This window comes from Brevundimonas nasdae, from assembly GCF_016654005.1.
Classification (GTDB): Bacteria; Pseudomonadota; Alphaproteobacteria; order Caulobacterales; family Caulobacteraceae; genus Brevundimonas; species Brevundimonas nasdae.
Map to the genome: position 1 here is coordinate 78,068 of NZ_JAEPWN010000012.1, position 24,222 is coordinate 102,289.

Sequence of the window (24,222 nt, forward strand, 5' to 3'; positions counted from 1 at the left end):
GACGCCCTCCCTCTCCCTCAGGATTTCCCCGCCTTGCGTCTGCCCCAGGCCCGTCTCGATCAGGTTCTCGACCGCTTCCATGAAGTCGAGGCGCGCATGGGCGCGGCGACCGACGGGGCCGAGATCGTGCGTCTGTCGAAAGAACACGCCGAACTGAAACCCGTCGCCGATGCGGTTCAGGGCCTGGCCCGCGCCCGCGCCGAGATGACCGATCTGGAAGCCATGACGGCCGATCCGGAAATGGCGGCGATGGCCCAGGACGAACTGCAGGTCCTGAACGACAGTCTGCCCGCGCTGGAGCGCGAGGTGGCCCTGTTGCTGGCGCCGCGCGACGCCGACGAAAACGCCTCCGCCGTGCTGGAAGTGCGCGCCGGCACCGGCGGTGATGAGGCGGCCCTGTTCGCGGGCGACCTGTTCCGCATGTATTCGCGTTACGCCTCCACGCGCGGCTGGCGGGTCGAACTGGATTCCGCGACCGAGGGCGACGCGGGCGGCTATAAGGAAATCATCGCCACCGTCACCGGCGAAGGCGTGTTCGGGCGGCTGAAGTTCGAGAGCGGCGTCCACCGCGTGCAACGCGTGCCGACGACCGAGGCGGGCGGGCGCATCCACACCTCGGCCGCCACCGTCGCCGTCTTGCCTGAAGTCGAGGATGTCGAGATCGAGATCCTGGACAAGGATATCCGCATCGACACCTTCCGCGCCTCCGGCTCGGGCGGCCAGCACGTCAACAAGACGGACTCGGCGGTGCGCATCACCCACCTGCCCACCGGGATCGTGGCCACCAGCTCGGAAAAATCCCAGCACGTGAACCGCGAAAAGGCCATGAAGAACCTGCGCGTGCGCCTGTACGACATGCAGCGCCAGGCCAAGGACCTGGCCCGCGCGGATTCGCGCAAGTCGCAGGTGGGATCGGGCGACCGGTCGGAACGCATCCGCACCTACAACTTCCCTCAAGGGCGGGTGACCGATCACCGGATCGGCCTGACCCTGCACAGCCTGCCGCAGATTCTGGAAGGCGACCTCAATCCGATGCTGGACGCCCTGATCGCCGAAGATCAGGCCGCGCGCCTGGCCGACCTGGAAGCCGAGTTCGGCTGATCAGCGCAGCAGGCCCAGCAGGGGCAGGCACAACACCAGGGCGGTGACGGCGGTGAAGCCGGCGAAGGCGTGGACGCTTTGGCGGCGGCAGCGCACCACGAAGGCGCTGCGGCTCCATGCGCCGCGGCTGGCCCACAGCAGATAGATCGCCTGGATCACCCAGCCCGCCACAAAAGCCGCCACGGCCCAGGTGCTGAGCAAGGCCAGCGCCAGACCCGACACCAGCACCATCGCCCCGCCCAGTGCGGTGGTCAGTTCTTCGACATGGTCGGCAAGGCGGATTCGCACGACCCGCGACAGCTCCCATTGCAGGCGCCAGTTCAGCCAGGACTGGCTCAACAGCAGCAGCCCCCCGACCACATAGAACACCCCGATTGCGCGCGCCGCCCATTCCATGGCGGGAATATGGCCATCGTTTGCGCGCGCTGTAATCCGCCAAAATCCGAAAGACGAACGATCCGCGACGAATCGAAACCTTAAAGACACAACCGACGATATATGAGCTTACGCATATCAGCGTAACTAATCGATGTTCACGGTTGCAGACTTCACAAGGCGCCCGTCTGTTTTGTGGTGCGCGCCTGGGGCTGGCGGCATACTGTCCTGCGCAAACCCCACGTCACATGAGCACCCCATGGCCCTGGCCGAGATCGTCCGCTTTCAGGATGTCTATGAAGCCGATCTGGCGGCGGCCTTTCTGGCCGACCGCGGCATAGACGTGGATGTGACCGAACGCTTTCAGACCACGGTCGATCCCCTGATGCAGCGGGCGCTGGGCCTGCGCCTGATGGCGCCGTCGGATCAGGTGGAGGCGGCGCGCGATCTCTTGGCCCGAGCGGCGCGGGGTGAATTCGCCGATGACCAGAATGACGACGACCTGCCTGCCGCCGACCCGACCACCCGCACCGTCGGACGGGGACTGGCCCTGATCCTGGCGGCCACGGGCGCCTTCTGGGGCAACAGCCTGCCGCGACGCCTTCGACCGGTTCACTGGATCGGTGTTGTGCTGATCCTGGCCATCGGTGGCATATCGATCATCGCCGCCCTGGCCGCATGAGCACAGAGGGCCGCAATGAGAAAAGGCGGCGAGAGCCTCGCCGCCTTTTCAGGTCTTACAGGTCCAGCAGCGCGCGCTGCGGATCTTCCAGCAGTTCCTTGACGCGGACCAGGAAGGTCACGGCTTCCTTGCCGTCGACGATGCGGTGATCGTAGCTGAGGGCCAGGTACATCATCGGGCGGATCTTGACCTCGCCGTTGATGGCCATCGGACGCTGCACGATGTTGTGCATGCCCAGGATGCCCGACTGCGGCGCATTCAGGATCGGCGTCGACATCAGCGACCCATAGGTGCCGCCGTTGGTGATGGTGAAGGTGCCGCCCTGCATCTGATCCATGGTCAGGGCGCCGTCACGGGCGGCCTTGCCTAGGGCGCCGATGCCCTTTTCGATGCCCGCGAGCGACAGGGTGTCGGCGTCACGCAGGACCGGAACCACCAGGCCCTTGTCGGTGCCGACGGCGACGCCGATGTCATAGTGGTTCTTGTAGATGATGTCGGTGCCGTCGATCTCGGCGTTGACGGCAGGGATTTCGTGCAGGGCCGCGACGACCGCCTTGGTGAAGAAGGACATGAAGCCCAGCTTCACGCCGTGGCGCTTCTCGAAGACATCCTTGTACTGGGCGCGCAGGGCCATGACGTTGGTCATGTCCACCTCGTTGAAGGTGGTCAGCTGGGCGGCCGTGTTCTGAGATTCCTTCAGGCGGCGGGCGATGGTCTGACGCAGGCGCGTCATCTTCACCCGCTCTTCGCGCGGCTGGTCGGCGCGCGGCGCGGCAGGGGCGGCAGCGGCGCCAGGAGCCGGAGCCGCCTGGCCGATGGCGGCGATGGCGTCGGCCTTGGTGATGTTGCCCTTCGGCCCCGTTGCGGCGATCGCCTTGGGGTCCAGGTTGTTCTCGCCGACCACGCGCTGAACGGCGGGCGACAGGGTTTCGTTCTTGGCGCCCGAGACCTGGCCAGAGACTTGGGCCGAGCCGGTGTTGGCCGACGCAGCCGCCGGAGCAGCGGCAGCAGGAGCCGAGCCCGCACCCGATGCAGCGCCCGAAGCGGCAACCGAGCCGATCTTCTGGCCAGGCGTGACCGTCGCGCCTTCGTCAGCGTCGATGGTCAGAACGCCGTCAGCCGGGGCCGAAACCTCGACCGCGACCTTGTCGGTTTCGATCTCGACCAGAAGTTCGTCCTTCTTGACCGCATCGCCGGACTTCTTGACCCACTTGCCGATCGAGCCTTCAGCGACGCTTTCGCCCATGGTCGGGACGTTGATGTCGATGGCGGCGGCAGCGGCAGGCGCGGCGGCAGCCGGGGCCGCCTTGGCGTCCGCCTTGGGCGCCGCAGCCGTCTTGGCCGGAGCCGCCGAAGCGCCCTCCGAGATCACGCCCAGAACCGTGTTGGGAACGACGGTGTCGCCCTCTGCGGCCTTGATGTCGCTCAGGGTGCCGTCAGCGGGCGCCACCACTTCCAGCGAGACCTTGTCGGTCTCAAGCTCGACCAGAACCTCGTCCTTCTTGACCGCATCACCGACCTTCTTGGTCCATTTCGCGATGGTGGCTTCGGAGACGGATTCACCGAGTGCGGGGGTCAGGATGTCGGCCATGTCAGGTCCAGCTTGTCTTTAGATCGGTCTTTTACAGGGTGTATCAGGCGAAGGCTTCGTTGGTGAAGGTCTCGAGTTCCTTCAGGTGTCGGCTCATCAGGCCGGCCGCCGTGGAGGCGGAGCCGGGCCGTCCGACGTAGCGGGCGCGTTTGGAGGCGACGTCCAGCTTGTCCAGGGTCAGCTCCAGCCATGGATCGACGAAGGTCCAGCCGCCCATGTTCTTGGGCTCTTCCTGGCACCACACGACCTCAGCGTTGGGGAAGCGCGCCAGTTCCTTGCGCAGCGACTGGATCGGCCACGGATAGAACTGCTCCAGACGCAGGATGTAGACGTCGTCTACGGCCTGACCGTCCTTGGCCTTCTTCTCGCGCGCGTCCAGTAGGTCGTAATAGACCTTGCCCGAGCACAGGATGACGCGGCGGATGTCCTTGTCCGCCTTGATCTTGATGCCGGCGACGTCGGGACGCAGTTCGGCGTCATCGCGCAGCAGGCGGTGGAAGGACGAACCCTCGGCCAGATCCTTGAGGCTGGAGACCGCCTTCTTGTGACGCAGCAGCGACTTCGGCGTCATCAGGATCAAGGGCTTGCGGAACGACCGGTGCATCTGGCGACGCAGGATGTGGAAGTAGTTGGCCGGGGTCGTGCAGTTGGCAACCTGCATATTGTCTTCGGCGCACTGCTGCAGGAAGCGCTCCAGACGGGCCGAGGAGTGCTCCGGTCCCTGGCCTTCATAGCCGTGCGGCAGCAGCATGGTCAGGCCGCTCATACGCAGCCATTTGCGTTCGCCCGAACTGATGAACTGGTCGATCACCACCTGGGCGCCGTTCACGAAGTCGCCGAACTGGGCTTCCCACATGACCAGGGTGTTGGGGTCAGCCAGCGAATAGCCGTACTCGAAGCCAAGCACCGCTTCTTCCGACAGAGCCGAGTCGATCACTTCGAAGTTCGCCTGGCCTTCGCGCAGGTTGTTCAGCGGCATGTACCGCTCTTCGGTCGTCTGATCGATGATGCCCGAGTGACGCTGCGAGAAGGTGCCGCGCACGGAATCCTGACCCGACAGACGGACCGGGAAGCCTTCATCGACCAGCGAGGCGAAGGCCAGGCTTTCGGCCGTGGCCCAGTCCAGGCCCTCACCCGAGGTGATGGCTTCACGGCGGCCGTCGATGACGCGCTTCAGCGTCTTGTGCATGTCGACGCTGTTGGGGATCGTGGTCAGGCGATGCCCCAGATCCTGCAGCTTGGCCAGGGGAACGGCGGTCTCGCCGCGCGCTTCATCCTTGGGCGCCTGCAGGCCCTTCCACTGGCCGTCCAGCCAGTCAGCCTTGTCGGCGGACCAGGTCTTGCCGGCCTCGAACTGCTCGTCGAGGAAGGCTTCGAAGCGGGCGACCTCGGCGTCCACATCGGCCTGGGTCACCACGCCCTGTTCGACCAGACGCTGCGAATACAGCTCCCGCGTCGAAGGCTGGGCGCGGATCTTCGAATACATCAGCGGCTGGGTGAAGGTGGGATCGTCGCCTTCGTTGTGGCCGAAGCGGCGGTAGCAGAACATGTCCACCACCACGTCCTTGTGGAACTTCTGGCGGTATTCGGTGGCGACCTTCGAGGCGAAGACGACGGCTTCGGGGTCGTCGCCGTTGACGTGGAAGATCGGCGCCTGGACCATCAGGGCCACATCGGACGGGTACGGCGACGAGCGCGAGTTCCGCGGGCTGGTCGTGAAGCCGATCTGGTTGTTGATGACGAAATGCAGGGTGCCGCCGGTGCGGTAGCCCTTCAGGCCCATCAGGGCGAAACATTCGGCCACGACGCCCTGGCCGGCAAACGCGGCGTCGCCGTGGATCAGCAGCGGCACGACCTTGGAGCGGTCCAGCGCCCACTGGCCTTCCGGCACGCCTTCGTTGGCTTCGCGGATGTCGAACGCCTGTTTGGCACGCGCCTTGCCCAGGACGACCGGGTTGACGATTTCAAGGTGCGACGGATTGGCGGTCAGCGACAGGTGGACGTGGTTGCCGTCGAACTCGCGGTTCGACGAGGCGCCCATGTGGTATTTCACGTCGCCCGAGCCTTCGATGTCGCTCGGCACGGCCGAACCACCCTGGAACTCGTGGAAGATGACCTTGTACGGCTTGCCCATCACGGCGGCGAGCACGTTCAGGCGGCCGCGGTGGGCCATGCCGAGAACGACTTCATCGACGCCCAGATTGCCGCCGCGCTTGATGACCTGCTCCAGCGCCGGGACCATGGCCTCGCCGCCGTCCAGACCGAAACGCTTGGTGCCGGGGAAACGCTTGTGCAGGAAGCGTTCGAAGCCTTCGGCCTCGATCAGCTTGTTCAGGATGGCCAGCTTGCCTTCCTTGGTGAAGGCGTTCTGCTCGAACTTGTCCGGGCCTTCGAAACGCTGCTGAAGCCAGGCCTTCTCCTCCGGCTCGGCGATATGCATGTACTGGATGCCGATCGTGCCGCAGTAGGTGCGCTTGAGGATCTCCAGCACCTGACGGATCGAGCCGGTCTGCAGGCCCAGAACGCCGTCCAGGAAGATCGGGCGATCCAGATCGGCGCCGTTGAAACCGTAGAATTCAGGCGTCAGTTCGGGGTTCTCGACCGGCTGCTCGATGCCGAGCGGGTCGAGCTGCGCCTGCAGGTGGCCGCGCACGCGATAGGCGCGGATCAGCATCAGGGCGCGGATGGAATCGTGGGCGGCGGCGCGGATGACGTCAGCCGAAACCTCGACCGGCGCAGCCTTGGCGGCGGCGGGCGCGGCTGCGCCCGGCTTCTTGGGATCGGGCTTGGGTGCGGGCCAGCGGCCGTCGAAGACGCCGGTTTCTTCGGTCGGTTCAGTGGCGACGCCGCGTCCCCAGCTGCCTGCGTCGGCCGAGGCCTTCACGCTGGCGGCGTTGTCACGGAGCTGGTCGAAGAAGGTCTTCCATTCGCCCGAGACGGAGGCCGGATCATTGGCCCACTTCTCGTGGAGTTCCTCAATATAGGCGGCATTGGCCCCGTAGAGGAAAGAGGTCTCGGCAAAGACCTGATTCAGCCGACCTGCATCGTCCGCCATAGTTCTCGTCTAATCCCTGGACCCGACCGGACACATCTCCGTGAGGGGCGCGCCATTCATATAGGCCCGCTTTCCTAATGGGTCATGGCCGAAAGGGGGCAATTCGGTGAGAATTTGGTCGCAGGGGTTAAAAAAACGCCCCCGACCAAAGTCGGGGGCGCCAATCTGAGCCGACATCCGCACATTTGATGCGCAGATCGGAATGTTACAGCCTTCTCCCCTCGCTCGGAAAAGGAGAAAGCTGAACCTAATTCAGCCCTTGAGGACTTCGACCAGGGTCTTGCCCAGACGTGCGGGCGAAGGCGAGACCTTGATGCCGGCCGATTCCATGGCGGCGATCTTGGACTCTGCATCACCCTTGCCGCCCGAAACCACGGCGCCGGCGTGGCCCATGGTGCGGCCCTTGGGTGCGGTGCGTCCGGCGATGAAGCCGGCCATCGGCTTCTTGCGGCCCTTCTTGGCTTCGTCGATCAGGAACTGGGCGGCGTCTTCTTCCGCGCCGCCGCCGATTTCACCGATCATGATGATCGAGGTGGTTTCCGGGTCGGCCAGGAACATCTCCAGCACGTCGATGAACTCGGTGCCCTTGACCGGGTCGCCGCCGATGCCGACAGCCGTGGTCTGGCCCAGGCCTTCGTTGGTGGTCTGGAACACGGCTTCATAGGTCAGGGTGCCGGAGCGCGACACGATGCCGACGTTGCCCTTCTTGAAGATGGAGCCCGGCATGATGCCGATCTTGCACTCGTCCGGCGTCAGGATGCCCGGGCAGTTCGGGCCCAGGAGGCGCGACTTGGAGCCTTCCAGGCGGCGCTTGACGTTGACCATGTCCAGCACCGGGATGCCTTCGGTGATGCAGGTGATGAAGGGGACTTCCGCATCGATGGCTTCGATGATCGCGGCGGCCGCGCCAGCAGGCGGGACGTAGATCACGGTGGCGTCGGCGCCCGTGGCGTCCTTGGCTTCGGCGACCGAGGCGTAAATCGGCAGGGTTTCGCCGTGCGAGCCGGTCCAGTTGGTGCCGCCCTTGGTGGGGTGAACGCCCGCAACCATCTGGGTGCCGTGGTAGGCCAGCGCCTGTTCGGTGTGGAAGCCGCCGGTCTTGCCGGTCAGGCCCTGGACGATGATTTTGGTGTCTTTATTGACTAGGATGGACATGTAAGGCTCTCTCTAGACAGTCAAATCGTTGGTTTTGTTTGGAATAATCAGGTTGAGGCTGCGAAGTACGAAGGTCTGGAATCCGCCGACGACATAGATCCGCCGGAACAGCTCAACCTCGGCGCCCAGGCGTCGCGCCCGGCTGTAGATCGTTGATTGCAGGCTTCGCTTGCGGCCCATCTCCATCGTGTCCTGCACCGCCAGCCGCCGGTCCCATTTGGCGCGCCACTGATCCAGGCTGATGGCGTCATAGTGGGCGAGAAGCAGGCTTCTGGTCTGCACGGCCTGAAACGGAACGCCGCCCCGCTTGGATTCGTGGATGTCGACCTCGACCCCCTCCAGCCCCGTCCTGACCGCGTGCTTGCCCATGTCGTGACCGAGCAGCCCCTTAGTGAAGAAGCCCCCGCACCCGGGATAGAAGAGATGCGGCAGGATCGAGCTGAACGGCTTTCCGTAGGATTTGCGGAAAAAAGCCGCACCATACTCCTGGGACAGGTCATGACGGGTGTCATAGACCGCCTCGACCGTGGAGAAGATCACGCTCTCGCGACCGGGTTCGATCGTGTCCAGCAGGTCCGGGAGCGAGCCCTCGCCCAGAATGAACTCGTCGACATCGACCACCAGAAGCCAGTCGGCGTCCGCGGTGCGGTAGGCCAGGTCATAGACCGCGCGCTGACGGTTCTCGACGCTGTCGGGACGAACGCCCAGATCGCGCCAGAAACCGTCGTCGCAGGCGATCACCTCAGCCCCTTCGAAGTCCCCCGCCAAGGCCGTCTCGCCGTCGAAGAAGACGCGGATGCGATCCGCGCCTCTGCGCCGGTAATGGGCGATGAAGGTGGCGATGTGCCGCTCCGGCGCCAACGCCAGAGCGACCACTTCGAACTTGGCCAAGGCCTGTCTCCGACCGGACCCGTTTCAGGGACGGTGAGCGAACGAACTCAGCCGATGGCCGCGACGATCTTCTGGGCGGCGTCGTCCAGATCGTCGGCGGCGGTGATGGCCAGTCCGCTTTCGTTCAGGATCTTCTTGCCCAGTTCGACATTGGTGCCTTCCAGACGCACGACCAGCGGCACCTTCAGGCCCACTTCCTGCACGGCGGCGACCACGCCTTCGGCGATGACGTCACACTTCATGATGCCGCCGAAGATGTTGACCAGGATGCCTTCGACCTTGGGGTCGGCGGTGATGATCTTGAAGGCGGCTGCGACCTTCTCCTTGCCGGCGCCGCCGCCGACGTCGCAGAAGTTGGCCGGCTCTTTGCCGTACAGCTTGATGATGTCCATCGTCGCCATGGCCAGGCCCGCGCCGTTGACCATGCAGCCGATGTTGCCGTCCAGGGCGACATAGGCCAGGTCCCACTTGGACGCTTCGATTTCCTTGGCGTCTTCCTCGGTCTCGTCGCGCAGTTCCTTGATGTCTTCGTGTCGGAACAGGGCGTTGCCGTCGAAGCTGACCTTGGCGTCCAGAACGCGCAGGCGGCCGTTCTCCATCACGATCAGCGGGTTGATCTCCAACATCGACATGTCCTTCTCGACGAAGGCCTTGTACAGGATGGGGAACAGCGACTTGCCGTCTTCGGCGGCCTCGCCCGTCAGGGCCAGGGCGTCGTTGATCGCGGCGACGTCGGCGTCGGTCACGCCGGCGGCCGGGTCGATGACGACCGACTTGATCTTCTCGGGCGTGTCGTGGGCGACGGCTTCGATGTCCATGCCGCCTTCGGTCGAGACGACGAAGGAGACGCGGCCGAACTCACGGTCGACCAGCAGCGAGCAATACAGTTCGCGGGCGATGTCGGCGCCGTCTTCGATGTAGAGGCGGTTGACCTGCTTGCCGGCGTCGCCCGTCTGGGCGGTGACCAGGGTGTTGCCCAGCATCTCTTGGGCGTTCTTGATCACGTCCTCGATCGAGAAGGCCAGGCGCACGCCGCCCTTGGCGTCAGCAGGCAGTTCCTTGAACTTGCCCTTGCCGCGGCCACCGGCGTGGATCTGCGACTTCACCACATAGAGGGGGCCAGGCAGTTGCTTGGCGGCGGCTTCCGCCTGATCCGCCGAAGTGATGGGCACGCCCTCGGCGACGGGTGCGCCGAAACCTTTGAGGACCTGCTTGGCCTGATATTCGTGAATGTTCATGAGGGACCGCCGCAACTGCTGCTGGGAAAGTTGCGGGGCTTATAGGCCCCGGCTGTTCGCAGGCGCAACAGCCGGGGCCCATGCTTTTGGTCTAGAGCCTGATTCACGCTTCTGTCGGAACCGCGCAGCGGGTCCGACGAAAACGATCATGCTCTGGCGCCTCAGTCGACCCAGTCGCGTTTGAGCGTGCGCGAGGCGCCGAACAGCAGCACGGCGGCCAGCACATAGAAGCCCATGCCGGTGTAGATCGCCCAGCGCAGGCTCTCGTCGCCAAAGCGCGGAGCCAGCAGATCGCTCATCCAGCCGAAGTAGAAGAAGCCGACCGCGATCCCCAGCAGGTTGTTGATCAGCAGGAACAGGGCCGAGGCGGTCGAGCGCATGGCCGATGGCACCAGATGTTGCACCGCCGCCGACACCGGACCCAGCCAGGCCAGGTTCAGACCCGTCGGCAGCAGGAAGATCAGGAAGGCCAGGATCAGCTGCTGCGAATGGCTTCCGCCGCCCGGCAGGACCAGGCCGATCAACCAGGGCGAGTTCATCGCCAGGATGAAGCACGGCGCCGAGATCAGGAAGGCGATGGCGGGAACCAGCGGATAGGCGCCCTTGCCGCGCCTGGACAGCTTGTCGGCGATGGCGCCGCCCATCCAGATGCCCAAGATGCCGCCGATCAGGGCGATGCCGGAATAATACCAGCTGGTCTGGGCCAGGGTCAGGTTGAAGCTGCGCATGAAGAACAGCGGCAGCCAGCCCGCCACGCCGTAGCCGCAGACCGATGAAGAGGCCGCGCCCAGGGCCAGCAGCCAGAAGCTGCGCTTGGGAATGACCACCGAGGCCGTCCGGCGCGCCACCATCAGTGAAATCCCGATGACCACCGCCAGCAGGCCGCCAAAGACGGACAGCAGCGGATTGCCCAGCTTCAGGCCCGCGAACTGGACAAGGGCCGCCAGGATCAGGGCGCTGGCGCCGATGCCCAGCATGATCTGGGCGGCGATCTTGCCCGCCTTGTCCGAACCGGCGGGCGCCGCGGCCAGGGCTTCGACCTGGGCCTGGGTCTTGACCGCATCGGTTCCGCCCCGCTTGGGATCACGCACTGTCAGACGCAGCAGAGGCGCCACCAGAAGCCCCAGCAGACCGACGACGATGAAGGCCGTGCGCCAGCCATAGGTCGCCGCCAGAAGCCCCCCGACAAGCGTGCCCGCCGCCATGCCCAGCGGAATGCCGAAGGCGAAGACGGCCAGGGCCCGCGCGCGCTGATGCGGCGGGAAATAGTCCGAGATCAGCGAATAGGCCGGCGCCACGCCGCCCGCTTCGCCCACGCCCACGCCCATCCGGCACAGGAACAGTTGTGTGAACGACCCGGCCATGCCGCACAGGGCGGTGAAGCCCGACCAGACGGCCAGCGCTCCGGTCATAATCCAGACGCGGCTGTAACGGTCCGCCAGCCAGGCCAGGGGAATGGCCAGGGTCGAATAGACCGAGGCGAAGGCGATGCCGCCCAACAGACCGAACTGGCTGTCCGTCAGACCGAACTCGGCCTTCAGCGGCGCGGCCAGAATGCCGATGATCTGCCGATCCAGGAAGTTCAGCATGTAGATCAGCACCAGCACCGCCAGCACATAGAAGCGATAGGCGGGCCGATGCCCTGGCTCCGCCTCCGCAGTTTGGGCCTCAGTGGTCATCGAAACTCCCCGGTACATTTTTATTGTCAACGATAGGCCTAGCCGTAAGCCCGTGGCTTGAAAAGCAAATGGGACGGCGACCTCTCGATCGCCGTCCCACGAATGCCGTATTCAGGCGCGCGCCAAATCAGTAACGCGCGGTGAACTTGACCATCCAGGTCCGCGGCGCGCCGTAATAGGCGGTGCGGATGTTGCCGATGGACGAGAATTCCTGAGCATCGGTCTTGTAAACCTCGTCAGACAGGTTCTGACCATAGAGACCGACCGAGTAACGGTTCGACGGGTCGTTCCACACCACGCGGGCGTCATACAGCCAGTATTCTTCCTGATACATGCCCGGCAGCTCGGTCGCACTGTTGACCAGGGTGTTGTCCACCGCCAGCGCCATGCGGGAGCGATACTTGGCCGCAGCGCCGAACGTCAGGTTGGAGCCGCCCGCCAAAGCATATTCGTACTGGCCGCCGAACCGCATCGTCCAACGCGGCGAGAAGGCCGGGTCCTGGAAGGCGCGGCTGCCGCCGAAGCTGGTGAAGCGGGCGTCGTTGAACTCCTTGTAGTCGGCGTCGAGGAAGCCGATCTGGGTGTCCAGCGTCAGGCCGCGAACCGGCACGGCGACGCCTTCGATCTCGAAGCCGAGGATGTCCAGCGAACCGGCGTTGATGACCGACAGAACCGGGGCGGGCAGGCCGGTGATCGGATCGGTGTCGAGGCCCGAAACGCGCGCCTGGAAGTCCTTGTACTTGGTCAGGAAGGCCGCCAGGTTCAGGCGCAGGCGATTATCCAGATAGGTCGTCTTGGCGCCGACCTCGAAGGTGTCGGCGGTCTCCGGATCATATTTGGTCGCTTCGGTCGGCGAGTTGGCGCGGCCATTGAAGCCGCCCGACTTGAAGCCCTGAGAATAGCGCGCATAGACCATGGCGTCGGCGCTCAGCTGATAATCCGCCGACAGCATGATCGAGGTGTCATCCCATTTGCCGACCGGCGGGGCGAACACATAGGTCGAGTTGAAGGCAGGCAGCTTGTTGTAGAAGGCCGAGGTCGTGCGCCAGTAGTCCTTCTCTTCCTCCGAATAGCGGACGCCGGCCGACAGACGCAGGGCGTCGGTCACGGCGTAGCTGACGTTGCCGTACACCGCCTTGGACGTGGTCGTCAGGGTGTCGTCGATGGTGCGCAGGAAGCCAGAGTTCAGGAAGGCCGACCCCAGCAGGGCGTCGTTGTAGCTTTCCTGATGCGAGGTCACGTCCTCCTTCAGCCAGTACAGGCCGCCGACAGCGGTCAGGCGCTCGCCGCCATAGGTCAACTGCAATTCCTGGCTGGTCTGGTTCTGATCCACAGCCACCAAGGCGTCGGCGACCTGAAGCTCCGTCGCGTCAAAATCGAGATAGTCGTGGGTTTTCAGCTGGCGATAAGAGGTGATCGACTTCAACGACAGACGCTCGGTCAGATCCCAACCAATACGCAGCGCCGTGCCCCAGGTTTCGAGACGCGTCTCGTTGGGCAGGCCGGGCGTGGCGCGGGTCTTGAAGTCATATTTCGGGGCGACCGCAGGCAAGGCCTTGATCACATTACCCGAGAAGTCGATCAGGGTGTTCTGGGCTTGACCGACGGTCATGCCCGCATCGTCCTTGGCGTAGTCGGCGTTCAGGTCGATGCGCAGGTTCGAGGCCGGGTCCCAGGCCAGGCTGGCGCGAACGGCGGTCGAGTTCTTGTCATTGTATTCGGCGCCCGTGGCCGGGTCGGTGACATAGCCGCCGCGCTCGGAGTGCAGGGCCGACAGACCCAGCGCCAGAGTGTCGGTGATCGGACCCGAGACCGAGCCCTGAACGTCGATCATGTCATAGTCGCCGTAAGCGGCCGAGGCGCGGGCGCGGAAGTCCTGGCCCGGACGACGCGACACCAGTTTCAGCGCGCCGCCGATGGTGTTCTTGCCATACAGGGTGCCTTGCGGGCCGCGCAGGACCTCGACACGCTCCAGATCCAGCAGGTCGAACTGGGTGCCGCGGATGCGGCTGTAATAGACGTCATCGACGTAGACGCCGACGGCAGGGTCGAAGGTCTGCAGCGCGTCCGGCTGGCCCACGCCGCGGATATAGATGTTGGTGGCGTTGGACGAGCCGCGCCCCTGAACCAGGTTCAGGTTCGGCACTGCACCTTGCAGATCGGTGACCTGCTGGGCGCCCGTGCGCGCCAGGGTCTCGCCCGAGAAGGCGGTCAGGGCCAGAGGCGTGCGCTGGGCCGATTCCGACGTGCGGCGAGCAGTGACGACGATGTCCTCAACGGCGGTGGCTTCGGCTTGCGGGGCAGCCGTCTGCGCCCAGGCGCCCGACGACATGGCGGCAAAGGCCGTTCCCGCCAGAAGGGCGGCTTTCACACAATGCTTCATGATGACTCTCTTTGGTTTCCGACCCAATGACGCTTTTATTCAGCGTTCAATGATTTCGCAGATTGGTGGCGCGGTTTCCTCTGGCTGTCAAACCTTCGCTGTTCCGCAGGGTCAAGCTGAGGGAAAAGAGTGGCGCCGTTGCACCAGGGGCTGTGGCCGCATAGCGTGGACATATGAGCAAGACTGACATTGCGATTCCGTCGCGCGCTGTCGCCGCCGCGCGCCGCAAGCCGCCCGGCGCGCCCGCAGCCCGGCGCGGCCGCCCGCCCAAGTCCCAGGCCAATCCGGCGGGCGAGACGCGCGACCTGATCCTGGACGCCGCCGAGGACCTGTTCTCGAAGCACGGCTTCTATGGCGTCACAATCCGCGAGGTGGCGCGTGAGGCGGGCGTGGATACGGCCCTGGTCCACTATTATTTCGGGGCCAAGCGCGAACTGTTCGACGCGGTCTTCCTGCGCCGTGCCGAGGTCTGGAACGACGACCGTGTCGCCGCCATCAACCGCTACGCCGAGACGGCGGGCGCGGCCATGACGCTGGAGGGTCTGCTGGAGGCCTTCCTGCGCCCGCCGTTCGAATGGTCGCTGAAGGGCGGTCCGGGCTGGAAACACTATGCCGCCCTGGTGGCCCAGACCAACGCCAACCCGGCCTTCGGCGGCGAGACGATGGCGCGCTATTTCGACCCGGCCATCCACAGGCTGATCGAACTGATCGCCCTCACCCTGCCCGAGGCCAGCGAGGTCGATCTGTACTGGGCCTATCACAACCTGTCGGGCGCCCTGACCCTGACGCTGGGCGAGACGGGGCGTCTGGACCGCTTGTCGGGGGGCAAGGCCCGGTCCGGCGACCTGGAGACGGCGGGCGACTATATGGTTCGCTTCGCCGCCGCCGGGTTCCGCGCCGTGGTCGGGATGTCGCCCCGGCCCTGACCTGGGCCCTCAGCCAAAGAAGATCGCCCACATCAGACGCCCCGGCAGGAAGGTTAGCGCCCCCGCCACGATCAGGCCGCCGACGAACATGCCGGTCATGGCGCGACGATGCGCCTGCACCTTGCCGCGACGAACGGCGTAGATGGCCATCGGCAGGCTGATGACGGTCCAGCCGCTGAGCAGATGGATCAGCGAAAACCCACCCGGATTGATGCTGTGGATGAACAGGGAGCTGACGGCGGTGGTCGCCATGGCCGCGACCCAGCCCCAGCCCAGAATGCGGTGACGCTGCGTTCCCTTCACCCCGATCAGCAGCACGGTTCCAATAACCAGGGCCGTCAGGGCCGCCGCGATGTGAAGCTGGATCACCGGCGACACCTCAAGCAGCAGGCGCCAGTCGGGCGTGTGAAGTCGAAAGCCCATCCGCGCCAGACGCCCTTCGTCGGCCAGCAGATAGCCGACCAGCGCAAGCGTCAGGATGGAAAGGGCGATGGCGGGGCCTAGGAAGCGGCGGACTGTGGGCATGAGGGATCTCCGTTTCCCCCTCCCTGCCTCGACGACCGACGTCTTTCAGCCGCCTCTTCGCCAATGACCGCGCGCCATTCGCCAATGACCGCGCTTCCGCCAGAACGGAAATCATGATCTCAAGGCCGCCATGACCGTCGCCCTCCCCGAGCGCCATCCCATCCTTCTGCGCGGCGTGGTCGTGGCCCTGATCGCGGCCTTCCTGATGACGGCGACGGGCGCGTTCCAGACCGGCGAGGCGCCGTTCCTGAAACGGCTGATCTATTGGGCGGCGGCCATGATCACCGGCGGCCTTTGGGGCCATGTCTGCAGCATCGTCGTCGGACGTTTCGTCGACGCTGACGAACGCCCCTGGCTGGCCGTGGCCAGTTTGAGCATCATCATCACCGGGCCGCTCAGCGTGCTGATCTGGGCGGCGACCGGCCCCTTTTTCGGCCATGCTCCCTATCCGCTGACCGCCCTGCCCTATCTGCTGGGTCCGGTCGCGGTGATCACCGTCGTGGTCACCGCCGTGAACGTGTTCCTGGGCCGCGCCCAGCCGCCCCAGACCCATGCCGCACCGCCGGACGCGCCGCAGCCGCCGCGCTTTCTCGACCGCCTGCCGCTGAAGCTGAGGGGCGCGAAGATCCATGCCGTTCAAGCCGAGGACCACTATCTGCGCATCCACACCGACCGGGGTTCGGACCTGATCCTGATGCGGCTGTCAGACGCCGTCGAAGAGCTGGAGGGGCTGGAGGGCGCCCAGACGCACCGCAGCTGGTGGGTGGCCCGGGACGCTGTACGCGGGGTCGAGCGCGGGGACGGCCGCGCGACCCTGACGCTGGTCGGCGGACTGTCCGCGCCGGTCAGCCGCCGCTATGCACGCGCCCTGCGTGAAGCCAGCTGGTGGTGAACCCGGCTCAGCGCGCCGGACGGTCCACCACCGGACCGCTTTCGCCCGCGCCCATGATGGCCGAGGTCGAGGCCGCGCAGCCGGTCAGGGTGTCGTTGCCGATCTCCACCCGCGCGGTCAGCGGATAGACCCGGTCGCTCATGCCGTCCGAACATTCGGTGGCGATCAGGGTGACGTTCAGGGCTTCCTTGATGTCGGTCGAGGTGGCGAAGGTGGCCACCGTGCCCTGCACCGTCACGCCCCGGTTCGGCGCGCGGCGGGTGGGCTGATCCACGCGGGTGTAGGTCAGGCCGTCGCGCGTGATGTCCACGCTCCAGAAGGGTTCAGTGCCGACGGCGCGAACCGGTTTGGCCAGATCCACCCCGCCCAGCACCGCCTGCGTCTCGGGCACGGGCGCCGACTGCGGCTTGTTCTGCTCACGCTCGTAACAGGCGCCCAGCGACAGGCTGACAGCGGCCAGAGCGGACAGGGCGATAAGATTGCGACGCATGACAGACTTCCTCACTCCCGGCGCAAGTGAGGATGAAGGCGGCCTCGGTCAAGGCCGGGGCCTGCGGTATGGTGTCCGTCATGTCGATTCGCCCGTCCGCCTATGAGTTTTTCGCCGGGGGCGGCCTGGCGGGCATGGGGCTGGGCCAGGGCCAGAGCTGGGGCCGCGGCCTGGCGGGCATCGACACCGTCTTCGCCAATGACATGGATGGGATGAAGGCCGCCGCCTTCCGCGCCAATCACGCCGACACGCCCTTTCACCACGGCGACGTCTGGGCGTTGAATGTCGCCGACCTGCCGGGTCGGCCCGACCTGTGCTGGGCCTCGTCTCCCTGTCAGGACGTCAGTCTGGCGGGCGCGCGCGGCGGGCTGGAGGCCGGACGCTCGGGCGCCTTCTGGGGTTTCTGGCGGCTGATGCAGGGGTTGCAGGCCGAGAACCGGGGGCCCAGCGTCATCGTGCTGGAGAATGTCATCGGGCTTCTGACCTCGGGCCAGGGTCGCGACTTCGCCGCCGTCTGCACGGCCATGGCTGAGGCGGGCTATCGGGTCGGAGCGCTGGAGATGGACGCGGCCCTGTGGCTGCCGCAGTCCAGGCCGCGCCTGTTCGTGGTCGCCATCAAGGGCGAAGCGCCCGTCACGTCCACCCCCGCCGCGCCCTTCCATTCGCCGCGCCTGATCGCGGCCTATGAGCGCCTGCCGCAGGCTGTGCATGAAGTCTGGGCGTGGTGGTCCCTGCCCCTGCCACCGCGCCGCAATCTGGATCTCGACGCCCTGCTGGAGGCGGACGCTGATGTGAGCTGGCTGGAGAATGCAGACAGTGTTCTGGCCCTGGCCTCGCCGCTACACCGGGCGCGCCTGGATGCCGCCCTCGCCTCGGGCCAACGCAGGGTCGGGGCAGCCTATCGCCGGGTTCGCACGGAAAAGGGCGAGAAGGTCCAGCGGCTGGAGATCCGCTTCGACGGTCTGGCAGGCTGTCTGCGCACCCCTGCGGGCGGGTCATCGCGGCAGTATGTGGTGGTCTGCGACCAAGGGCAGGTGCGCCTGCGTCGCCTGACGGGGCGCGAGGCGGCGCGTCTGATGGGGGTGCCGGACGACTATCAGCTGCCGAAAAGCCAGAGCGCGGCGTTGAAGCTGATGGGGGATGCGGTGGCGGTTCCGGTCGTGCGCGCCCTGACCGAGGGGCTGTTGGCGCCTGCGCTGAACAACCGACGCGCGGCGGCCTGACAGAGTTCAGTTCTTGCCCTTACGACCGGGATCAAACCGGTTATCGACCTGATCGTCCCAGCCCTCGCGGTCCGATTTGAACGCCAGCCCCATCAAGAGCCAGCTCAGGGCCACGGTTCCGGCGATGCCCAGCGTCAGGGCGATCCAGCCGTGCAGGGACATGGTCCCGCCGCCGATGGCGGTCCAGGCCAGGCCGACGCCCCAAGTCATGGCCGCCGCAATCACGGCGGCGATCACGACAGACGCAAGAAGGCGGACGACCCGACGGTTCATCAGATCATCCGCCTCAGGCTTGTCTTAACGCTGGACCCACTGGCCCTGGGCGTTGCGGTACCACTGGCCCGACGAGATGCGGGGCAGAAGCTGGCTTTCGAACATGCGGGCGCCCGCCACGTCGGCGCTGGTGCCGGCGTCGGCGGCGCTGCGGGCGTAGGCGGCGCGACGACCGGCGTTGGTGGCGTCCACGGCGGAGCGCAGATCGGCGTCCGACGACGGCACGCGGAAGCCGACGAAGCCGTCAGCCTGTTCGCCGACGGTGCCGGCGGCCTTGGCCTGGTCGATCAGCGCCTTTTGAGCGCCGGTCTGAGCGACGGCGGCGCCAGCAACACCAAGCGCAGCCACAGCCGCGCCGATGACGAAGAATTTGCGGAAGGTCATGTCAGCCTGTCCTTTCTAGAAAAGCGCGACGGTCAGAAGAGGTTCGGGTTCGACTGCAGCAGCTGCTGCAGTTCCTGATCCAGTCGGACGCGCACATCAGCATCCAATTTGGCGTAAATCTGGATCGGCGCAACCTCCAGACGGATGGTCGGCGCGCAGGCCGAGACGGCGACGACGACCGCCCCCAGTCCGAGGCCCGCCAGTTGGCGCTTGTTGATCATGGCTTAGGCTCCGGTTCGGCCAAGGTTGATGCGTCTAATAACATGTCGCGGCGTGAACGCACGCTGAATGGGGGTTTGATATTATTGAGGTTCATCCTGCTGTCCGTTGCGGGCGCGATTGACCCGCAGCAGATCGGAAATCAGCTGATTGGCGTTCAGGGTGGTGTCCAGCGTCAGGTCGATCTTGGTGCCCGACGGCAGCGGCAGGGTGCGATTGAGGAATTTGCGGCTGATCAGCTCCGAAATGGTCAGACGCAGTTCCTGGCGCTTGGGCGGATTATGGTCGCCGCGGATATGGAACAGGACCGCGACACGCCCGCCGTCCATGCTGTTCACATCGGCGGTCAGCAGATCAAACGACAGGTTCTCCATCGCCTGATAGGCCAGATCCTCGACCATGTTGGGGGGCACGTCTTCGCCTGCCCCGCCTGCGCTGACGTCGGTCAGGACCTCGCGCTTGATCGACAGCTTGCCGGGTTGGACGGCGCCCAGCGACCCGGCGACGATCTTCAACCCGTTCTTGGGATCATAGGTGAAGGGCAAGCGCCCCGACACCACCGCATCCAGCAGCACCTTGTCGTCAAACCCGGTGTCGGCGACCACGTCGCCCAACTGGACCCGGTCCAGCACGATCACCCCGTTGAAGCCCTTTTCGATGTCCAGCGGAATGACGAACGGCTCCAGCGCGATCGTGCCGCCCGCGGCGTTCACCTGACCGCCCGCGACATTCAGACCATTGGCGTCAAGGTCGAACTTCAGGTTCAGCGCCGTGACATCGGTGCCGATCTCCATCGCCTCAATGGTCAGCTCCTGGTCGGGGGCGGTGATCAAAGGCGTCAGGCTGGTCAGGACGATGTCGCCCTTCAGCCCCTTCACCGCACCGGCAGGGCTGGTGAAGTCCAGGCCGGGCACGGTCAGGCGCCCGCTGGAGGTGGGCTCGCCCCCCTTTGTCCAGTCGAAACGTCCCGCGAAGCCGATCGCGCCGACGACCGGCGACTGGATGAATTCTTCGACCAGCGGCGACAGCATGTCCGGCTGCAGACCATGTTCGGCGAAAACGATGTCGGGAGCCGAAATCTGAATGCCCCCCGCCCCGGTGCGGCCGTCGTGCGCCAGGGTCAGACGGCCCAGCCGCGCAGAAGCCGCCTGGCCCGCGCCCTTCAGGTCAAAGCCGCCCGACCAGCGCTCATTGGCCAGTTGAACCTCGCCCGAGGCGGCCAGAGGCGTGAATCGCTGCGGGTCCGTTGTGTCAGACACCCGCCCCTCGGCGACCTTGGCGGTCAGGCCGACGCCCGATGACGCTCCGTCCACGGCCAGCGTCCCGCCGACGCCCGAGAAGCGCATGGCCAGGAACGGCGCCTGAGCCTCAAAATCCTGCACGCCCGCCGCCACATGCCAGACCCCGTCCTTGGAGGTCAGCAGCGGCTCTGCGCCCGGGCACAGCTTGCCCGCGATGTCACGGACGTCATTCTCCTCCATCGCCAGACGTTCGACCGTCAGGGCCACGCAGTCGTCGGCGACATAGGTCAGCCGCCCGTTCGTCATGGCCAGCACGCCCTTGGTCTGGGCGTCGATGCCGCGCGCCAGATCAAAGTCCAGTTTGGCGCGGCCATCCAGATGCGCCTCGAACCCGGCGTCGGTCAGACGCCATTCTGGAACAGCGATGGCCAGCTCAGGCAAGCCTTCGGCGCGCGTCGCATTGACCTGCAAGGCGCCGCCGCCTGCACGGCCCGGCTCGGCCTGATAGACCGCCTGTCCGGCCTGGGCGATGGTCAACACCCCGCCGTTGCGCGGGCTCAGGGTCGCGGGTCGAGCCAGAACCACATCCGTGCCGCCTGTCCCGGTGGAGAAACGCAGCGCCGGCGCATTGAAGGCGAAACTGCCCAGGGCGCGCTTCATCGCCTTCAGTTCGGCGACCTCGTCCGTCGCCTCAGGCCCGAACAGCGGCCAGGCACCGTCGTCGGACGCCACCGATCCTTCCGCCGAAATCCGCGTCGCGCCGTCATAGACGACATCCAGGTTCAGGGTGCTGCGCGCCCGCTTCAGCGACAGATCGCCAAAGCCGACGGCCCCCGCCGTTGTCCCCACCGCCCCCGTCAGTTCAAAGGTGGCGTTGCGCCCGCCCATGGTCAGACCGGAAGAGCGGATCGCCAGGGCCTGCGCCTTGGCTTCGCCCGCTCGACCCGAGGCCGCGTTCAGGGTCAGGGGGGTCGTCAGGCTCCAGCGGAAATCCTTGCCTTGCGACAGGGCCAGCCGTCCGCCGTCAGCGACGGCGTCCGCGCCCACGACCTGCAGGTCCGGACCATCGATACGTGCCGACTTCAGGCTCAGCGCCGTTGCGCCCTCGGCGCGGAAGGTTTCGATCCAGCCGGACACCGCGCCGTCAAACCGCGCGGTCAGGGCGGCGTCGCGCGCGCTTGTATCTGTATTTCCAAGCACGGCGCCGGTCAGGACGGCGTCGATCACTGCGCGCCCGTCGCCGCGCCGCGTCTTCATGTCGGGATAGGGCAGATCGCCGTTCAACAGCAGATGCGCGGTCTCCCCATTCAGCGCCTGGGTCTTGAAGCCTGCCGCGCCGGCGTCAATCAGCAGCTTGACCCGGTCGCCCGTCGTGGTCAGGTCGACGTCCGCCTTCAGGTCGCGCGCTGCGACCTCACCGCTCTTCAGCGTCTGGGCCGTGGCCTGACCTTTCAGCCGCATCAGCTTGCCGTCATCGACGCGGGCGTCGATCAGAGCCTGCACGGGGCCGTATTCGGTATCCAGACGCCCGCGACCGCCTTCCACGATCACCAGCGGCCCGCGCGAATCCGGTCGGGGCGGCCCGCCGGTGAACTCCTCGATCAGCGAATCCAGCGATCCCAGCGACAGTTTTCCACCCTTCCAACTGGCCCGCATGACCGGCCGCACCAGACGGATGCGGCTGGGCGTGACGCCAAGCCCGGTCTTGGACCAGGGCATGCCGATGGCGTAATCGACCTCGACCCGTTCGACGAGCACGTCCGGGTCGCGCGGATCGCCGATGCGGATGCGCCCAACGAAACCGTCCAGCTCCAACCGCTGCACATCGACATCGGCCTGGATGCCGCGCCGGTCCAGCCAGCCGACCAGAACTTCACGCGCCGCCGCGCGCCGGTTCAGATAGAGGGCGCTGGCCAGGACAATGGCGACGACAAGAACACCAAGCAGAACAAGCCACAGGCGACGCACGCGACGCTGGGGCGCGCGCTTGCGCGGCTGCGGCGCGGGAATGGCGGTTTCTGATGAGTTATCGGTCAAGCGGACGTGTCGTCTTTTGGAACTGGTTTCGCACGATCTTCGCCACCCCAAGCGTCAGCACAAGCTTAATGCGCGCGGATCAACGCCCAATTCGACGAACCGTTGCAGTGACAGACGACAGGATGGCGGCGGATTTATGGGCCCAGAGCTACCGGCCCGCACGCGATGACGCGTTCATCACAGGGGACAAACAGGGTGTTTTCGTGCGAATTCGCACCAAACAGCCTAGCTTATTAACAGTTTGTAACCCTCTGTCTTCCCAAACTGACACAGGCTCGCTATACGGCTTCCCTTCGCCCTGGACGCTGTTCACGGGCGAGCCTGATTTGAGTATGCCTGCTTAAAGACCGCCTTGTCGCCGGATGGCGTCGCAAAACGACGGGAACGATGGCTCAGTTCGACCCACGCCGCCAGCCGATGCGCCTCGCACCGCATATGATGACGGCGGTCGCCGCACTGTCAGTCGCGCTTTTCGCCAGCAGAGCCTATCAACCCGCTCAGGCTGAAGAAGTTCCCACACTTTCCGCTTCGCAGATCGCCGCTCTGGAGGTTCAGGCCTTCGCCTCGGCCAACGCCCCCGCCGGCATGACCGCCCCCGAGGCTGTCCCCGTCCAGATTCGCCGCGGTGAAACCTTTGAACAGGCCGTGCGCCGCACCGGCGTCGCGCCGGAAGAAGCCAGCGCCGTCGCCGCCACCGTCGCCAACGCCTTCGACCTGAAAGACCTGCGCGCGGGCCTGCGTTTCGAAACCGCCATCGCCAAACCCCGCAACGGCATGGGCGACGCCCGGCTGATCGGCCTGACGATGCGCACCGGCCCGGCGACGCAGCTGACTGTATCGCGCAGCTTCGACGGCGCCCTGCGTCTGCGTTCGCTTGAGGAAAAGGTTTCGCGCGAGACCGTCGTGGTCAAGGGCGACGTGGAACGCTCCCTGTCGGCCAGCGCCCGCGAACTGGGCGCCACCGCCTCGATCGTCAGCGCCGCCAGCCGCCTGTTCGCCACCAAGTTCGACATGCAGCGCGACGTGCGCGCATCGGACGAGTTCACCATGGTGTTCGACCGCGACATCACCGAGGCGGGCCGCACGGTCAATGTCGGCGACCTGTTGTACGCCGAACTGCGTGGCGTGACCTTCTACCGCTTCAAGCCTGCGGGCGCGAAGGAAGCCCAGTTCTTCGACGCCAACGGCAAGAACCTGCGCTCCTCGATGATGCGCACGCCGTTGCAGAGCTTCCGCCGCGTGTCCTCGGGCTTTGGCGTACGGACGCACCCGATCTCCGGCTATCGCAAGATGCACCAGGGCACGGACTTCGCCGCTGCATCCGGCACGCCCGTCGTGGCCCCCGCCGACGGCGTGGTGGTCGAGGCGCGACGCTGGGGCGGCTATGGCAACTGGCTGCGCATCCGCCACAACAACGGGTTGGAAAGCGGCTATGGTCACCTTTCCCGCTACGCCACCGGCCTGCGCGCCGGTCAGCGCGTCAGCCAGGGCCAGGTCGTCGCCTATGTTGGTTCGACCGGCGCCTCCACCGGCCCGCACCTGCACTATGAACTGTGGCGCAACGGCCAGCGGATCAATCCCGCGGGCGTCCGCACCCAGGAAGGCACTGAACTGGCCGGGGCCGATCTGGCCGCCTTCCGCGCCGAAAAGTCCCGCATCGACCGCATCATCGCCGCCGGGGGCCACAAACGCCCCGTCGTGCAACAGGCGTCCGCAGAAGGCCTGCGCCCCGCACAGGGCTGACGCCGTTCGTCATCCGACCAGATACGGCGCCGCATAACCGCCTTCCGCGCAGGACAGGCCGTGCACCCGCACGTCCGCCTCGCCCAGCCCCACGCCCAGCAGATCCAGCAATGGGTTGA

Annotated in this window: 20 protein-coding genes; 6 read left to right on the forward strand and 14 right to left on the reverse strand. The window is 66.0% G+C overall.

Translation table 11 applies throughout. The features are described from left to right. Positions 1-33: 33 nt before the first annotated feature. Positions 34-1,101, forward strand: coding sequence for a peptide chain release factor 1 (gene prfA, locus JKF87_RS15965; RefSeq protein WP_201100886.1), 1,068 nt, complete (start codon positions 34-36; stop codon positions 1,099-1,101). Here prfA and JKF87_RS15970 read toward each other — a convergent pair whose 3' ends face one another. Next, positions 1,102-1,497 (reverse strand): hypothetical protein, encoded by a 396-nt coding sequence (locus tag JKF87_RS15970; RefSeq protein ID WP_201100887.1) that lies wholly within the window; start codon positions 1,495-1,497, stop codon positions 1,102-1,104. A 238-nt stretch (positions 1,498-1,735) separates the two neighbouring features. Between JKF87_RS15970 and JKF87_RS15975 the strand changes: the two genes are divergently transcribed. Next, positions 1,736-2,158 (forward strand): hypothetical protein, encoded by a 423-nt coding sequence (locus JKF87_RS15975; RefSeq protein WP_201100888.1) that lies wholly within the window; start codon positions 1,736-1,738, stop codon positions 2,156-2,158. Between the two features lie 55 nt (positions 2,159-2,213). Here JKF87_RS15975 and odhB read toward each other — a convergent pair whose 3' ends face one another. The 7 genes from odhB to JKF87_RS16010 form a co-directional block, all read right to left on the reverse strand. Beyond that, positions 2,214-3,749: a 2-oxoglutarate dehydrogenase complex dihydrolipoyllysine-residue succinyltransferase gene (gene odhB, locus JKF87_RS15980; protein WP_201100889.1), complete on the reverse strand. Its 1,536-nt coding sequence runs from the start codon at positions 3,747-3,749 to the stop codon at positions 2,214-2,216. Between the two features lie 43 nt (positions 3,750-3,792). After that, positions 3,793-6,804: a 2-oxoglutarate dehydrogenase E1 component gene (locus tag JKF87_RS15985; RefSeq protein ID WP_201100890.1), complete on the reverse strand. Its 3,012-nt coding sequence runs from the start codon at positions 6,802-6,804 to the stop codon at positions 3,793-3,795. A 252-nt stretch (positions 6,805-7,056) separates the two neighbouring features. Then, positions 7,057-7,959, reverse strand: coding sequence for a succinate--CoA ligase subunit alpha (sucD, locus tag JKF87_RS15990; RefSeq protein WP_201100891.1), 903 nt, complete (start codon positions 7,957-7,959; stop codon positions 7,057-7,059). 12 nt (positions 7,960-7,971) lie between these two features. Further along, complete coding sequence (locus tag JKF87_RS15995) at positions 7,972-8,850, reverse strand: glycosyltransferase family 2 protein (RefSeq protein ID WP_201100892.1); 879 nt, start codon at positions 8,848-8,850, stop codon at positions 7,972-7,974. Positions 8,851-8,897: 47 nt separating this feature from the next. After that, the gene (sucC, locus tag JKF87_RS16000; RefSeq protein ID WP_201100893.1) at positions 8,898-10,088 is read right to left on the reverse strand and encodes an ADP-forming succinate--CoA ligase subunit beta; all 1,191 of its coding nucleotides are present in this window, start codon (positions 10,086-10,088) and stop codon (positions 8,898-8,900) included. A gap of 161 nt (positions 10,089-10,249) precedes the next feature. Next, complete coding sequence (locus JKF87_RS16005) at positions 10,250-11,767, reverse strand: spinster family MFS transporter (protein WP_201100894.1); 1,518 nt, start codon at positions 11,765-11,767, stop codon at positions 10,250-10,252. A gap of 127 nt (positions 11,768-11,894) precedes the next feature. Further along, complete coding sequence (locus tag JKF87_RS16010; protein ID WP_201100895.1) at positions 11,895-14,150, reverse strand: TonB-dependent receptor; 2,256 nt, start codon at positions 14,148-14,150, stop codon at positions 11,895-11,897. A 173-nt stretch (positions 14,151-14,323) separates the two neighbouring features. Here JKF87_RS16010 and JKF87_RS16015 point away from each other — a divergent pair, with 173 nt between their 5' ends. Further along, a complete protein-coding gene (locus JKF87_RS16015) occupies positions 14,324-15,076 on the forward strand; it encodes a TetR/AcrR family transcriptional regulator (protein ID WP_201100896.1) in 753 nt (250 codons plus the stop codon). 9 nt (positions 15,077-15,085) lie between these two features. Here JKF87_RS16015 and JKF87_RS16020 read toward each other — a convergent pair whose 3' ends face one another. Next, entirely contained in the window at positions 15,086-15,601 is a 516-nt protein-coding gene (locus tag JKF87_RS16020) for a DUF2306 domain-containing protein (RefSeq protein ID WP_201100897.1), read from the reverse strand. A 130-nt stretch (positions 15,602-15,731) separates the two neighbouring features. Here JKF87_RS16020 and JKF87_RS16025 point away from each other — a divergent pair, with 130 nt between their 5' ends. After that, entirely contained in the window at positions 15,732-16,493 is a 762-nt protein-coding gene (locus JKF87_RS16025) for a LytTR family DNA-binding domain-containing protein (RefSeq protein ID WP_201100898.1), read from the forward strand. Positions 16,494-16,500: 7 nt separating this feature from the next. Here JKF87_RS16025 and JKF87_RS16030 read toward each other — a convergent pair whose 3' ends face one another. Beyond that, a complete protein-coding gene (locus JKF87_RS16030) occupies positions 16,501-16,983 on the reverse strand; it encodes a COG3650 family protein (protein WP_201100899.1) in 483 nt (160 codons plus the stop codon). Between the two features lie 80 nt (positions 16,984-17,063). On the opposite strand from JKF87_RS16030, the gene JKF87_RS16035 reads away from it, so the two are divergent. Beyond that, the gene (locus JKF87_RS16035) at positions 17,064-18,206 is read left to right on the forward strand and encodes a DNA cytosine methyltransferase (RefSeq protein ID WP_201100900.1); all 1,143 of its coding nucleotides are present in this window, start codon (positions 17,064-17,066) and stop codon (positions 18,204-18,206) included. A 6-nt stretch (positions 18,207-18,212) separates the two neighbouring features. On the opposite strand, the gene JKF87_RS16040 is transcribed toward JKF87_RS16035, so the two are convergent. From JKF87_RS16040 to JKF87_RS16055, 4 genes are all read right to left on the reverse strand, one after another. Beyond that, positions 18,213-18,479 (reverse strand): hypothetical protein, encoded by a 267-nt coding sequence (locus JKF87_RS16040; protein ID WP_201100901.1) that lies wholly within the window; start codon positions 18,477-18,479, stop codon positions 18,213-18,215. A gap of 24 nt (positions 18,480-18,503) precedes the next feature. After that, positions 18,504-18,863, reverse strand: a complete 360-nt coding sequence (locus tag JKF87_RS16045) for a DUF1318 domain-containing protein (protein WP_201100902.1) — start codon at positions 18,861-18,863, stop codon at positions 18,504-18,506. A gap of 32 nt (positions 18,864-18,895) precedes the next feature. Beyond that, positions 18,896-19,084 (reverse strand): YnbE family lipoprotein, encoded by a 189-nt coding sequence (locus JKF87_RS16050; RefSeq protein ID WP_201100903.1) that lies wholly within the window; start codon positions 19,082-19,084, stop codon positions 18,896-18,898. 81 nt (positions 19,085-19,165) lie between these two features. Continuing rightward, positions 19,166-22,360, reverse strand: coding sequence for an intermembrane phospholipid transport protein YdbH family protein (locus JKF87_RS16055; RefSeq protein ID WP_236261444.1), 3,195 nt, complete (start codon positions 22,358-22,360; stop codon positions 19,166-19,168). 387 nt (positions 22,361-22,747) lie between these two features. On the opposite strand from JKF87_RS16055, the gene JKF87_RS16060 reads away from it, so the two are divergent. Continuing rightward, a complete protein-coding gene (locus tag JKF87_RS16060; protein ID WP_201100904.1) occupies positions 22,748-24,103 on the forward strand; it encodes a M23 family metallopeptidase in 1,356 nt (451 codons plus the stop codon). Positions 24,104-24,222: the final 119 nt, after the last annotated feature.